The organism is Micromonospora craterilacus (assembly GCF_003236315.1).
In the GTDB taxonomy this organism is placed as follows: domain Bacteria; phylum Actinomycetota; class Actinomycetes; order Mycobacteriales; family Micromonosporaceae; genus Micromonospora; species Micromonospora craterilacus.
Map to the genome: position 1 here is coordinate 1 of NZ_POTY01000216.1, position 12,615 is coordinate 12,615.

Annotated in this window: 11 protein-coding genes, 1 pseudogene and 1 riboswitch; of the genes and pseudogenes, 4 read left to right on the plus strand and 8 right to left on the minus strand. The window is 70.7% G+C overall.

Going from position 1 to position 12,615, the window contains the following annotated elements; all coding sequences use genetic code 11:
• Nucleotides 1–34 precede the first annotated feature (34 nt).
• The gene (locus tag C1I95_RS26330) at nucleotides 35–1,030 is read right to left on the minus strand and encodes a ribonucleotide-diphosphate reductase subunit beta (protein ID WP_111217708.1); all 996 of its coding nucleotides are present in this window, start codon (nucleotides 1,028–1,030) and stop codon (nucleotides 35–37) included.
• 41 nt (nucleotides 1,031–1,071) lie between these two features.
• The gene (locus C1I95_RS26335) at nucleotides 1,072–3,462 is read right to left on the minus strand and encodes a ribonucleoside-diphosphate reductase subunit alpha (RefSeq protein WP_111217722.1); all 2,391 of its coding nucleotides are present in this window, start codon (nucleotides 3,460–3,462) and stop codon (nucleotides 1,072–1,074) included.
• Nucleotides 3,463–3,651: 189 nt separating this feature from the next.
• Nucleotides 3,652–3,834, minus strand: a riboswitch (cobalamin riboswitch).
• A 195-nt stretch (nucleotides 3,835–4,029) separates the two neighbouring features.
• On the opposite strand from C1I95_RS26335, the gene C1I95_RS26340 reads away from it, so the two are divergent.
• On the plus strand, nucleotides 4,030–4,776 hold the full coding sequence (locus C1I95_RS26340) for a DUF8817 family protein (RefSeq protein ID WP_111217724.1): 747 nt from the start codon (nucleotides 4,030–4,032) through the stop codon (nucleotides 4,774–4,776).
• Nucleotides 4,777–4,815: 39 nt separating this feature from the next.
• On the opposite strand, the gene argS is transcribed toward C1I95_RS26340, so the two are convergent.
• The 3 genes and pseudogenes from argS to C1I95_RS26355 all read right to left on the minus strand — a co-directional run bounded on the left by argS (nucleotide 4,816) and on the right by C1I95_RS26355 (nucleotide 8,149).
• On the minus strand, nucleotides 4,816–6,540 hold the full coding sequence (gene argS, locus C1I95_RS26345) for an arginine--tRNA ligase (RefSeq protein ID WP_438941341.1): 1,725 nt from the start codon (nucleotides 6,538–6,540) through the stop codon (nucleotides 4,816–4,818).
• A 237-nt stretch (nucleotides 6,541–6,777) separates the two neighbouring features.
• Nucleotides 6,778–7,171 (minus strand): annotated as a pseudogene (locus C1I95_RS26350) (VOC family protein).
• Nucleotides 7,172–7,264: 93 nt separating this feature from the next.
• A complete protein-coding gene (locus C1I95_RS26355; RefSeq protein ID WP_233513895.1) occupies nucleotides 7,265–8,149 on the minus strand; it encodes an AraC family transcriptional regulator in 885 nt (294 codons plus the stop codon).
• 141 nt (nucleotides 8,150–8,290) lie between these two features.
• Between C1I95_RS26355 and C1I95_RS26360 the strand changes: the two genes are divergently transcribed.
• Entirely contained in the window at nucleotides 8,291–8,944 is a 654-nt protein-coding gene (locus tag C1I95_RS26360; RefSeq protein WP_233513894.1) for a class I SAM-dependent methyltransferase, read from the plus strand.
• Here C1I95_RS26360 and C1I95_RS26365 read toward each other — a convergent pair.
• The gene (locus tag C1I95_RS26365; protein WP_111217712.1) at nucleotides 8,941–9,780 is read right to left on the minus strand and encodes a helix-turn-helix transcriptional regulator; all 840 of its coding nucleotides are present in this window, start codon (nucleotides 9,778–9,780) and stop codon (nucleotides 8,941–8,943) included. The two genes, C1I95_RS26360 and C1I95_RS26365, sit on opposite strands and share 4 nt — an antisense overlap.
• A 173-nt stretch (nucleotides 9,781–9,953) precedes the next feature.
• Here C1I95_RS26365 and C1I95_RS26370 point away from each other — a divergent pair, with 173 nt between their 5' ends.
• Nucleotides 9,954–10,898 (plus strand): SDR family oxidoreductase, encoded by a 945-nt coding sequence (locus tag C1I95_RS26370; RefSeq protein ID WP_111217714.1) that lies wholly within the window; start codon nucleotides 9,954–9,956, stop codon nucleotides 10,896–10,898.
• A gap of 61 nt (nucleotides 10,899–10,959) precedes the next feature.
• On the opposite strand, the gene C1I95_RS26375 is transcribed toward C1I95_RS26370, so the two are convergent.
• Together C1I95_RS26375 and C1I95_RS26380 are read right to left on the minus strand one after the other, a co-directional pair.
• The gene (locus C1I95_RS26375) at nucleotides 10,960–11,439 is read right to left on the minus strand and encodes a YcxB family protein (RefSeq protein WP_111217716.1); all 480 of its coding nucleotides are present in this window, start codon (nucleotides 11,437–11,439) and stop codon (nucleotides 10,960–10,962) included.
• Between the two features lie 42 nt (nucleotides 11,440–11,481).
• Nucleotides 11,482–11,748 (minus strand): helix-turn-helix domain-containing protein, encoded by a 267-nt coding sequence (locus tag C1I95_RS26380; RefSeq protein WP_111217718.1) that lies wholly within the window; start codon nucleotides 11,746–11,748, stop codon nucleotides 11,482–11,484.
• 74 nt (nucleotides 11,749–11,822) lie between these two features.
• Here C1I95_RS26380 and map point away from each other — a divergent pair, with 74 nt between their 5' ends.
• A complete protein-coding gene (gene map, locus C1I95_RS26385; protein ID WP_111217720.1) occupies nucleotides 11,823–12,614 on the plus strand; it encodes a type I methionyl aminopeptidase in 792 nt (263 codons plus the stop codon).
• The last annotated feature ends 1 nt before the right edge of the window (nucleotide 12,615 follow it).

Consider the following 12,615-nt stretch of genomic DNA (forward strand, 5'->3'; position numbering starts at 1 on the left):
GCCGGCCCGTTGCGGGCCGGCCCCCCGGTCGCGTTCAGAAGTCGTCGTCGAAGGCGACCGTGCCGGTGACCCCGACCTGGTACGCCGACACCCGGCGCTCGAAGAAGTTGGACAGCTCCTGCACGTCCTGCAAATCCATGAAGGCGAACGGGTTCTTCGACCCGTAGTGCGCGGCGATGCCGAGCTGGACCAGCCGCTGGTCGGCCACGTACTGGAGGTACTCGCGCATGTCGGCCAGGGTCAGGCCGGGCACCCCCTGGCCGACCAGGTCCTCGGCGAACTGCGCCTCGCACTCGACCGCCTCGGTGAGCATCTGGCGTACCTGCTCGGCGAGGTCGTCGTCGAACAGGTCCGGCTCCTCCCGGCGTACCGTCTCGACCACGTCGAAGGCGAAGGCCATGTGCATCGACTCGTCGCGGAACACCCAGTTGGTGCCGGAGGCCAGGCCGTGCAGCAGACCCCGGGAACGCAGGAAGTAGACGTAGGCGAACGCGCCGTAGAAGAACAGCCCCTCGATGCAGGCGGCGAAGCAGATCAGGTTCAGCAGGAAGGCCCGCCGGTCCTCCCGGGTACGCAACTCGCGCAGCTCGTGCAGCGAGTCGATCCAGCGGAAGCAGAACTCGGCCTTGCGCCGGATCGACGGGATGTTCTCCACCGCGGCGAACGCGGCGGCGCGTTCCTCCTCGTCGGGCACGTAGGTGTCCAGCAGGTTGAGGTAGAACTGGACGTGCACCGCCTCCTCGAACAGCTGCCGGGACAGGTAGAGCCGGCCCTCCGGGCTGTTGACGTGCTGGTAGAGGTTGAGCACCAGGTTGTTGGCGACGATGGTGTCACCGGTGGCGAAGAACGCCACCAGCCGGCTGACCAGGTGCCGCTCCGCCGGCGAGAGCCGGTCCAGGTCGGTCAGGTCGGAGTGCAGGTCGACCTCCTCCACCGTCCAGGTGTTCTTGATCGCGTCCCGGAACCGGTCGAAGAAGTGCGGGTAGCGCATCGGGCGGAGGGTCAGGTCCATCCCGGGGTCGAGCAGCATGTGCGAGGTCCTTGTGGTCGAGTGGTCGATATCGGGGAGAGTCACTGGCAGGCCTCGCAGCTCTCGGGGTTCTCCAGCGAGCAGGCCAGCGCCGGGTCGACCGGCGCGGCGACGACGTCGAGCAAGCCGGTCGCGGCGGCCCGGGTCGGGGTGACGGTGGTCTGCTGGATCCGGGTGGCCGGCCGGGAACGCAGGTAGTAGGTGGTCTTCAGCCCGGACTTCCAGGCGTACAGGTACATCGAGGAGAGCTTGCCGATGGTCGGGTCGGCCATGAACAGGTTCAGCGACTGGGACTGGTCGATGAAGGGCGCGCGGGCCGCGGCCAGGTCGATCAGCGCCCGCTGCGGCAGCTCCCACGCGGTACGGAACAGCTCGCGTACCGCCGCCGGCAGCTCCTGGAGGCCCTGGACCGAGCCGTCGGCCCGCTTGATCTCGGCGCGGACCGGCTCGGTCCACAGCCCGCGTGCCTTCAACTCCCCCACCAGCGCGGTGTTCACCTGGAGGAACTCCCCGGACAGCGTCTCGCGCTTGAACACGTTGGACACCTGCGGCTCGATGCACTCGTAGCAGCCGGCGATGGAGGCGATGGTGGCCGTCGGTGCGATCGCCACCAGCAGCGAGTTGCGCAACCCGTGCGCGGCGACCCGCTGCCGCAGCGCCGCCCACCGCTGCGTCTGGGTGCCGGCGACGCCCCACAGGTCCGGCTGGAGCTGCCCCCGGGCGGCCCGGGTGGCGGCGAACGTCGGGTGCGCGCCGAACCGCTCGGCCAGCTCGGCGGAGGTCTCCAGCGCGGTCAGGTACAGCTCCTCGCTGACCCGGGTGGACAGCTCACGCGCCTGCGGCGAGTCGAACGGCAGCCGCAGCGCGAAGAACACGTCCTGCAACCCCATCAGCCCGAGGCCGACCGGCCGCCAGCGCGGGTTGCTCGCCGCCGCCTGCGGCGTCGGGTAGTAGTTGATGTCGATGACCCGGTCCAGGAAGGTGACCGCGGTACGCACCGTCGCCCGCAGCCGCTCCCAGTCGATGCCGCCGTCGCGCAGGTGCGCGGCCAGGTTCACCGAACCGAGGTTGCAGACCGCCGTCTCGGCGTCGCTGGACACCTCGACGATCTCGGTGCACAGGTTGGACAGGTGCACCACGTTGCCCGGCTCGGCGGTCTGGTTGCACAGCCGGTTGGCGGCGTCCTTGAACGTCATCCACCCGTTGCCGGTCTGGGCCAGGGTGCGCATCATCCGGCCGTACAGCTCGCGGGCCGGGACCTGCCGCACCGCGCGGCCCTGCTGCTCGGCGGCCCGGTACGCGGCGTCGAACTCCGCGCCCCACAGGTCGGGCAGCTCCGGCACCTCGTCCGGGTCGAACAGCGACCACATCCCGTCGGCCTCCACCCGGCGCATGAACTCGTCCGGGATCCAGTTGGCCAGGTTGAGGTTGTGGGTACGCCGGGCGTCCTCACCGGTGTTGTCCCGCAGCTGGAGGAACTCCTCGATGTCCGGGTGCCACGGCTCCAGGTAGACGCAGGCCGCGCCCTTGCGGCGGCCACCCTGGTTGACCGCGGCGACGCTGGCGTCCAGCGTCCGCAACCACGGCACGATGCCGTTGGAACGGCCGTTGGTGCCCCGGATCAACGCGCCTCGGGAGCGGACCCGGGAGAAGGCGATGCCGATGCCACCGGCGAACTTGGACAGGTTCGCCACCTGCGCGTACCGCTGGTAGATCGAGTCGAGTTCGTCGCGCGGGGAGTCGACCAGGTAGCAGGAGGACATCTGGGTGTGCCGGGTGCCGGAGTTGAACAGCGTCGGCGAGCTGGGCAGGTACGCCAGGCTGGACATCAGCCGGTAGAAGTCGACCGCCTCCGCCGGTGTGGTCGACAGCCCGCAGGCCACCCGCAGCAGCCAGTACTGCGGCGTCTCCAGCACCAGCCGGCTGGTCGGGTGGCGCAGCAGGTAGCGGTCGTGGACCGTACGCAGGCCGAAGTACTCGAACCGCAGGTCACCGTCGGGATCGACGGCGGCGTCGAGGACGCCGGCGTGGTCGGCGACGAAGGCGGCGGTCGGGTCGCCGATCAGTCCCTCGGCGTGGGCGCGGCGGATCGCCCCGCTGAACGAGGTGACGCCCTGCCCGGCGACCTCCACGCCGATCTGCCGGGCCAGCAGGCGGGCGGCCAGCCGCGAGTACTGCGGTTCCTCGCCGATCAGGTCGGCGGCGGTGGCGATGGCCAGCCGGTCCACCTCGTCGGTGGTGGCGCCGTCGTACAGGCCGGCGACGGTGCGGGTCGCCACCCGGTGGGGGTCCACGTCGGCGAGGTCAGCCGACCACCGCCGCACCGTCCGGGCGAGCGCGTCGACGTCCACCGCTTCGGTGGCGCCGTCGCGGGTGCGTACGCGCACCCGCGACGGACGCTGGTCGGGTACGGCCGGATCGTCTGCGACGATGCCGTCGGCCGGGACTGCCTCGGTGACTGTCACCACTCACTCCTCGCGAGCCTGGTTCTCGGACCGGAGGCCCTGGGCGCGCGGGAGTGGACACCGACGATCGACACGCGGCAGGCACGCGTCGGCAGTGGCGTCGGCCGTCCCGCGCGGCCTTCGGACCGCCGCCCACCCGCTGCGGGTGGGCGGCACGCTGGCAGGTCTTCGGACTCGCGGGCGTGACCGGATCGCCGGTCCCCTACTGGCCGTCGCTTCCCAGGCCGGTGGCCCAGTGCTGATGACGGCGGTCGTTCCCACTTACCGCTGCGGGGCAGTCCCGGATTCGCACCGGGTTCCCTGTTGCCTCGGCCGCCCCGGATGGGCGACCGAACCAGCTGCTGTGGACACCATATATGGGGGACGGTCGTGAAGTCACACCCCACATGTCGGCCCCGGCGTGTCGTCGGTACACGTCGGCGCCCCATCGAGATCACATCCCCGCCCGGTCCTGCCCCACCGGGCCTGCCGGTACCGCGGCATGGACGCTGCCACACTGGCCGGAATGTCGATCCGGACCCGGGGAGCCCGATGATGACGACTGCCGATCAAGTCCAGCCGAACGAGACCACGGTGCCGCTGCTGCCCTGCACGTCGGCCGAGGAGACGGTCGCGTTCTGGCGGGCGCTCGGCTTCGCGGTGACGTACGAGCAGCGAAAGCCGTACATCTACCTCGCCTTCCGGTGGAGCGGCTTCGAGTTGCACTACGGTCCGGCGCCGCGCGACCTCGACCCGACGGCCGAGAGCAGTGGTGGCTGCCTGGTGATGGTCGACGCGGTCGCGCCCTACCACGCGGCGTTCACCGAGGCGATGCGCCGCGCATACGGCAAGGTGCTCGCCCGGGGGCTGCCCCGGATCACCCGCTACCGGCCCGGTGCGTCGCGGTTCAGCGTCGTCGACCCGTCGGGCAACACCATCATCTTCATCACCCGCGACGAGCCTGCGGAACTGGAATACGGCGGCTCGGCGCAGCTGACCGGGCTGGCCCGGGTCCTCGACAACGCGCGGATCCTGCGCGAGTTCAAGAGCGACGACCGGGCGGCGTTCCGGGCGCTCAATTCCGGGCTGCGCCGGCACGGTGCCGACGCGCCGCCCGTCGAACAGGCTCGGGCACTCGCCGGGTTGATCGAGTTGTCGATCGCGTTGGACGAGCCGGAGCGGGTGCCCGACTGGGGTGATCGGCTCCGGGCCCTGTCGCTGACCGAGCCGGAGCGTGATCAGGTGCGCCAGGCCGTCGCGGATCCCAGCGTCCTCGGGCCCTGGCTGCCCGACGCGACCTGACCTTCCCCCGGTCCCTCGCGCCCCTCTGCACGGGCGCCACTACAACTGGTCGGGAGCCTCGATGCCGAGCAGTTCCAAGCCGGTACGCAGGGTGTCGCCGGTAAGCCGGCACAGGGCCAGCCGGTTGCCACGAATCGGTTCGTCGGCACGCAGCACCGGGCAGCGCTCATAGAACGTGGTAAACGTCTGCGCCAGCCGGTACAGGTAGCCGCAGAGGCGGTGCGGCTCGAAGCCGGCGACGACCTCGGTGAGGGTGTCGGCGAAGGCGTCGAGGTCGAGGATCAACGCCCGCTCCGCCGGTTCCAGCGCCACCTCCGCATCGACGACCGGTTCGACGCCGGTGGCCTTGGCCAGGATGGAGCGGATGCGGGCGTGCGCGTACTGGAGGTAGACGCCGGTGTTGCCGGCCAGCGCCAGCATCCGGTCCGGGTCGTAGGTGTAGTCGCGGGTGCGGCCGGTGGCCAGGTCGGCGTACTTGACCGCGCCGATGCCGACCTGCCGGGCCCGCTGGTCCAGCGCCGCACCGGCCAGGTCCGGGTTCTTCGCGGCCACCACGTCGCGGGCCCGGTCGACCGCCTCGGTGAGCAGGTCGACCAGGCGGACGGTGTCACCGGCCCGGGTCTTGAACGGCCGCCCGTCGGGGCCGAGTACGGTGCCGAACGCCACGTGCACGGCCGGCACGGTCGGCGGCAACCAGCCGGCCCGCCGCGCGGTGTCGAAGACCATCCGGAAGTGCAGCGCCTGCCGGGCGTCGACCACGTACAGCAGCCGATCGGCGTGCAGGTCGCCGACCCGTTGCCGGAGTGCGGCGAGGTCGGTCGCGGCGTAGCCGAAACCTCCGTCGCGCTTGCGTACGATCAGCGGCGTCGGCGTGCCGTCCGGCCCGCGTACGTCGTCGAAGAAGACGCAGAGCGCGCCGTCGCTGACCGCCGCCACCCCACGCTGCGCCAGCTCGGCGGCGACGTCCGGCAGCGCCGCGTTGTAGGCGCTCTCCCCCACCGCGTCGGCGCCGGTCAGCCGCACGCCGAGCCGGTCGTACACGTCGGTGAAGTAGCGGGTCGACTCGGCGACGATGTCCCGCCAGGCGGACAGGGTGGCCGGGTCTCCGCCCTGCAACGCCACCACCCGCCGCCGTGCCCGCTCGGCGAACGCCGGGTCGCTGTCGAACGCGGCGCGGGCCTGCCGGTAGAGCGCGGCCAGCCGGCGCATGGTGGCGGTGCCGGTGGTGGCCGGCGGTTCGGGGTGTTCGAACCGGTACTGGATCAGCATGCCGAACTGGGTGCCCCAGTCGCCGATGTGGTTGCGCCGTACCACCGTGCCGCCGAGGTGTTCGAGGATCCGCACCAGCGAGTCCCCGATGATCGTGGAACGCAGGTGACCGACGTGCATCTCCTTGGCGATGTTCGGCTGCGAGTAGTCGATCACCGTGGTGACGTCGGCCTCCGCCGTGCCGACCCCCAGCCGGGGATCGCCGAGCCGGTCGGCGAGCTGCGCCAGCAGCGCCCGGTCGGTCAGTTCGAGGTTGACGAACCCCGGTCCGGCGACCCGCGCCGCGGCCACCAGATTCCCGGCCGGCAGCGCGGCGACCACCTCCGCCGCGACGTCACGCGGACGGCGCCGCAGGGTCCGGGCCGCCGCCAGCATCCCGTCGGCCTGGAAGTCGGCGTGCTCCGATCGGCGGACCTGCGGCGCGAAGTCCACCAGCCCCAGCGGAGCCGCAGCGGCGGTGACGGAGTCGGACAACGACGAGGCCAACGAGGGCACGGACACGGGTACTCCCCGGGATGGGATGAACAGGATCGTCACGAGGCTTGCCGGCCGCACGACGGGTGCGGGCACGACGGGAGGAACGCGCGAAGGGGCGTACGACTATCGTCGTCGCAGGCGCGAGCGGCGGACGGTGGCAAGCACGAGGTGCATCTCCACCGCCTTATCCGCGAGGGTCGCGCTCCGAGCGCGACCAACTGCCCGGCAGTGTACGCGAGCGATGCGGGCCGGCGGTCAGGCCGGGCCGAGCAGGTCCCACTTGTTGCCGGCGATGTCGAGGAACACCACCACCCGGCCGTACGGCTCGGTGCGCGGCTCGGTGAGGAAAGGTGATGCCCGCCTCGGTCATCCGTCGGTACGTGGCGTCGAAGTCGTCCACCTGTAGGAAGAAACCGACCCGACCGGCCGTCTGCGCGCCGACGGCGGCCCGTTGCTGCTCCCCGTCCGCGCGGGCGAGCAGGATGCCGGTCTGCGCCCCGGGCGGCCGGACGATGACCCATCGCTTCGGGCGCCCGTCGTTGGTCAGCGACGGCGAGTCCTCGACCAGGTCGAACCCGAGCACCTGGGTGAAGAAGGCGATGGCCGGATCGTACTCGTCGATGATCAACGCCACGAGATCGAGCTGCACCGGCCGAGCGTAGGCCGAACCCGTCACCGGCCTCGGCCCGGGGCCAGCTCCTTTGATGGTGATCGCCACGCCGACGCGGCTGCCCGCCGCCGTTCACGGCGCGGGAGGGACGGCGGCACGCCACTGCGTCGGGGTCACCCCGTGGTCGGCGCGGAAGCGTTTGATGAAGTAACTGACGTCCGGATAGCCGACCCGACGGCTGATCGCCGCTACGGTCAGTTCGGTTTCGGTGAGCAGCAGGCGGGCCTGCTGCATGCGGCGCTGCGCGATCCACTGCTGAACGGTCCGGCCGGTCTTGCGGCGTACCACGGTGGTGAGGTGACCGGGGGTGAGCGCGAGTCCGGCGGCGACATCGGCGAGCGAGATGGGTTCGTGGTAGCGCTGCTCGATGGCCTCGAAGACGGCCGCGAGCAGCGGCTCGTCCGCGGACCGCAGCTGGTCTGCGACGCCGGTCGACAACCGGGCCGCGGCCACGAGCAACAGGGTCAGGTGGGCGAGGGCGGCCTCCTGGTGACCGTCGCGGCGGGACCGCAGCTCGGCGTCGAGCGCGGCGAAGCGCTCGACCCAGCCTGCCCGGCCGGCCGGCGGGATGCGCAGCCGCTGCGCCCGGTTGGTGCCGCGGGCGAACGGGAAGAGCAACGGATGCGCCCGCCACGACGCGTAGGCCCCGAACGTCCCGGGCCGCACCACGTCGGTCGGGAACCAAACTGCCCAGCCGTCGCTGGCGGCCTCCTCGAACGGTTCACCGAAGGAGACGACCTGCCCTGGTGCGATGACGAACAGGTCCCCGTCGGTCACCGTCCACGTCCGGCCGTCGATCAGCACCGTCCCGTTGGCCAGATGTGCGTAGAAGAGCACCAGGAAGTCGTGCGTGTGGGTGCCGCCGGTGGCCGGGTCGAAGACCGGCGCTCCCTGGGGAACACGGGCCACCGCGACCGGGGCGATTCCGGGTACGCGGCCGAAGCCGATGACCGGCACGCCCTGCCCGGTCACCCCGACGACGCGGGACGCTGGAGCCGAACTTTGTCGCATCCGATCCACAGTTCCGCCATTGTCCGTAGCTGCGCGCCGCATAAGGCTGAGAGTACGACCGAACTTCATCGGATACCGGAGCGTGACATGACCGGACAGCCCAACACCGAGCACACGCGGCAGCCCTACCTGCCCGCCATGGGCAAGCATTGGCTGCTGCCCCTCTACGATCCGTTCTCCCGGCTCGCCGGCGTCGGACGCCTGCACGGACAACTTCTGGACCGTGCGAACCTCCGGCCTGGCCAGCGAATCCTGGAGATCGGCTGCGGCACCGGCAACCTTCTGCGCACGCTCGGGCGTCGCCACCCGGACGCCGACGCGCTGGGCATCGACCCGGACCCGGGCGCGCTACGCCGCGCCCGCCGCAAGGCGGCCCGAAGCAAGCTGCGGATCCGGTACGAGCAGGCGTTCGCCGGCGAACTACCGTTGCCCGACGACAGCATCGACCGGGTGCTGTCCGCGTTCATGCTGCACCACCTCGACGACGACGAGCGGGCGCGTGCGCTGGGTGAAGTCAGACGGGTGCTGCGTCCCGGCGGCGAACTGCACGTGATCGACATCGACGGCACACCGTCCGGGCGGGCCGGGGGCCGCGCTCACCGCAATGCCCGGATCGCCGGCAGCCTGCCCGAGCGGGTGCTGGCCGCGCTGGCCGACGCCGGCCTGACCGACAGCGCCGTAAACGGTCACAGCAAGGCCCGGCTGGCCCGGTTCGTCTTCTACCGCGCCGAGGCGCGCTAGTGAAGCGTCTGCGTGCCGATGACGGCGAGCAGTTGTAACTTCTCGTGGCTTTCGCTGCCGGGAATGGCGGTGTAGACGAGGAGCGAATGGGCCTGGTCCGGGTCGACCAGCCGCTGGCAGGTCAGCTCCAGCACGCCGAGCTCGGGGTGGACGAAACGCTTGACGTCGTGGGGACGAATACCGACCTCGTGGTCGTTCCACACCTCCCGGAACTCCTCACTTCGCGCGAGCAGCAGGTCGGCGAGGTACGCCGCACGGGAACCAGGGCCTCGGAGCGTGACCATCTCGCGCAGCCCGGAGGCGAACATGCGGGTGAGGAACGGGTGGTCGCCGGGGGCGTAGAGCTGTCGCGTGGCGGGGTCGGTGAACCATCGGTAGCCGATGCTGCGAGCCGGGCCGCTGTAGGTGGCCGTGTCACCGGTGAGCGCGACGCCGAGCGCGGTCTGTCGCAGGGTCTCGCCGAGTTCGGTGACGATCTCCGCAGGCGTGTCGTGCAGGCGGTCGAAAATGCGCAGCAGGCCGGGGCTGATGTGATCGCTGACCGCGCCGCGCGCGGGCGGGTTGTGTCCGGCGAGCCGGAACAGGTGGTCGCGCTCGTCGAGGGAAAGGTGTAGTCCCTGCGCGATGGAGGCGATCATCTGCTCGGACGGCTGGGGTCCGCGCTCCTGCTCCAGCCGCGAGTAGTAGTCGGTCGACATGTGGCAGAGCGAGGCCACCTCCTCGCGCCGTAGCCCGCTTGTTCTGCGACGTCGTCCGCGCGGGAGGCCGACGTCCTCGGGTTGCAGCGACGCCCGGCGACGCCGGAGGAACTCCGCCAGTCCGGTCCGGTCGATCACCCTGGGTACCTCCTTCGGTGCTGCTTCATTACTACCGGCCGCGGAGCTGCCCAGCCACGGCCTGTCGATCCCTCCCTCCCGGCCGTCCGTTTCGGTGGATCGACCGTCCCTGGATAACACCCGCCGTCCTGCACGACGGTGGTGGCAACAACCGAACTTCCAGGGGTGGAAACATGCCACGTAGGCCCATCGACATCACCGTCTCCGACCTGTCCGGGAAACGCGCCCTCGTCACCGGAGCGAGCGACGGCATCGGGCTCGGCCTCGCCACGAGGCTCGCCGCGGCCGGGGCCGAAGTGCTCCTGCCCGTCCGGAATCCGGGCAAAGGCGCGGCGGCGATCGCCACGATCCGTCAGCGGCACCGGAACGCGAACGTGTCGCTCCGCGAGCTCGACCTGTCCTCGCTCGCCTCCGTCGCAGCCCTCGGCGAGGCCCTACGAGAGGAGGGCCGGCCGATCCACATCCTCGTCAACAACGCCGGCGTGATGACCCCGCCCGATCGGCAGCGCACCGCCGACGGGTTCGAGCTCCAGTTCGGCACCAACCACCTCGGGCACTTCGCCCTGGTGGGCCACCTGTTGCCGCTGCTGCGGGCCGGCCGGGCACGGGTGACCTCGCAGCTCAGCGTCGCGGCGAACCGGAACGCCATCAACTGGGACGACCTGAACTGGGAACGGTCGTACCACGGCTTCCGTGCGTACAGCCAGTCGAAGATCGCCTTTGGGCTCTTCGGCCTCGAACTTGCCCGGCGCAGTCAGGCCAAGGGTTGGGGCATCACGAGCAACCTGTCTCATCCGGGGGTCGCTCCGACGAGCCTGCTCGCCGCTCGTCCCGAGGTCGGACGCGATCAGGACACCAACGGCGTACGCCTTATCCGGGTCCTTTCTGCCCGGGGCATCGTCGTCGGGACGGTCCAGACCGCGCAGCTTCCCGCCCTCTACGCCGCCACCTCCCCCGACGCCAAGAGCGGCCGGTTCTACGGGCCGAGTGGGCTCGGGCACATGGGCGGCCCTCCCGGAGAGCAGAAGCTCTTCTCCCGCCTTCGTAGCGCCACGGACGCCCAGCGCGTCTGGCGGGTCTCCGAAGAGCTGACGAAGGTGTCCTTCCCCAACGGCTGACGGCTCGGCGCTTGCTCCGTGATCGCCGCCTCGCTGAGTACCGGCTCAGTCCGTGGCACGGTCACTTGCCGGCGGGCTGCAACCCGTTGACGAACGCCGCGAACGTGGTCCGCTGCTCCTCGGTCATCGGGTCCTTCGGAATGGTGATCGCCTGGAGCTTGCCGAACATGACGTACCAGACCTCGGGGGTTTCGATGGCGCGGCCGAGGCCGGCCCACCGGAACCGCGACTCGGCGAGCGGGTAGGTCAGCGTCACCCATTCGTCGTCCAGCGTCATGTGGAACCCGTCTCTGATGACGTTGGACTGCATCCGCATCGACAGAGCCACCGTGATCGGCGCGACCGCGACCACGAACAGCAGGCCGAGGATCATGGCAACGTAGGCCAGCGACGACAGCGGCTTCACGGCCAGCAGGGCGACGCCGAGGGCGACCAGCACTCCGCCCAGGACACGGATGAGCCTCAACTGCGGACGGAGGATGAACTGGAGGGTGCGCCGCAACTGGTTCTCGTCATAGGGGACCCACATGGAGATCTGCATCGCCGCATCCTAGATCCAGTGATGCTGGCGTGCGGCTGGCCGCTAGGACGCCTGGCGGACGGGCATGTCGGTCAACCAGACGTCGGCCAGGTCGCTGAGGGGTACGTCGAGGGCCTGGCTGAGGCAGACCACCGTGCCGAACGCCGGTGCGGGAAGGCGACCCGCCTCGATCTTGCGCAGCGTCTCGGGGGAGATGCCGGCTGCCAGGGCCACCTCGACGAGGCTACGGCCGGCCCGCGCGGCCCGGAGGGCGACGCCGAGGCGCTGGCCCGCTGCGATCTGTTCGGCGGTGAGTGGTTGGCGAACCATGGCAGCAGGATATCCCTCCGGAGCCCCCGACCTGACGTGGTATAAAAATACCGCACAGGGAGAGGGAGGCTGTCGTGATCGAGCTCAAGTCCGCCGAGGAGATCGGCCGGATGGCGGTGGCCGGCCAGTTCGTCGGCGAGTTGCTCGCCGAGCTGAGCCGTGTCGCCGCAGTCGGCGTCAACCTGATGGACCTCGAACACCACGCCCGCCGCCGGATCTCCGAACGCGGCGCCGAATCCTGCTACTGGGACTACGCCCCTTCGTTCGGCCGCGGCCCGTTCCGCAACGTGCTGTGCCTGTCGGTCAACGACGCGGTGCTGCACGGCCTGCCGCACGACTACGTTCTGCGGGACGGCGACCTGCTCAGCATCGACATGGCGGCCGGCATCGACGGTTGGGTCGCCGACTCCGCGCTCTCGATCATCGTTGGCACCCCCGACCCGGCCGACCTGAAGCTGATCGAGGCCACCGAGGTCGCACTGGAGGCCGGCATCACCGCCGCCCAGCCCGGCGGCCGCCTCGGCGACATCTCCGCCGCGATCGGCGCGGTCGCCGACTCCTACGGCTACCGCGTCAACGCCGAGTTCGGCGGCCACGGCATCGGCCGCACCATGCACGAGGCCCCGCACGTCTCGAACAACGGCCGCGCCCGCCGCGGCGTGAAACTCGACCCCGGCCTCACCATCGCCATCGAGCCCTGGTTCTGCCGCTCCACCGACAAAATCAAGTTCGACAAGGACGGTTGGACGATCCGCTCCGCCGACGGCTCGCGCACCGCCCACTCCGAACACACCGTCGCCATCACGGCTGCCGGCCCCCAGGTCCTGACCCGCCGCCCCACGCACCTGTCTCTTATACCCATCTGAC

Coding starts and splice junctions, on each gene's coding strand:
- C1I95_RS26330 (WP_111217708.1), bottom strand. CDS start 1,030: ATGCTGCTCGACCCCGGGATGGACCTGACCCTCCGCCCGATGCGCTAC.
- C1I95_RS26340 (WP_111217724.1), top strand. CDS start 4,030: ATGACGACTGCCGATCAAGTCCAGCCGAACGAGACCACGGTGCCGCTG.
- C1I95_RS26360 (WP_233513894.1), top strand. CDS start 8,291: ATGACCGGACAGCCCAACACCGAGCACACGCGGCAGCCCTACCTGCCC.
- C1I95_RS26370 (WP_111217714.1), top strand. CDS start 9,954: ATGCCACGTAGGCCCATCGACATCACCGTCTCCGACCTGTCCGGGAAA.
- C1I95_RS26375 (WP_111217716.1), bottom strand. CDS start 11,439: ATGCAGATCTCCATGTGGGTCCCCTATGACGAGAACCAGTTGCGGCGC.
- C1I95_RS26380 (WP_111217718.1), bottom strand. CDS start 11,748: ATGGTTCGCCAACCACTCACCGCCGAACAGATCGCAGCGGGCCAGCGC.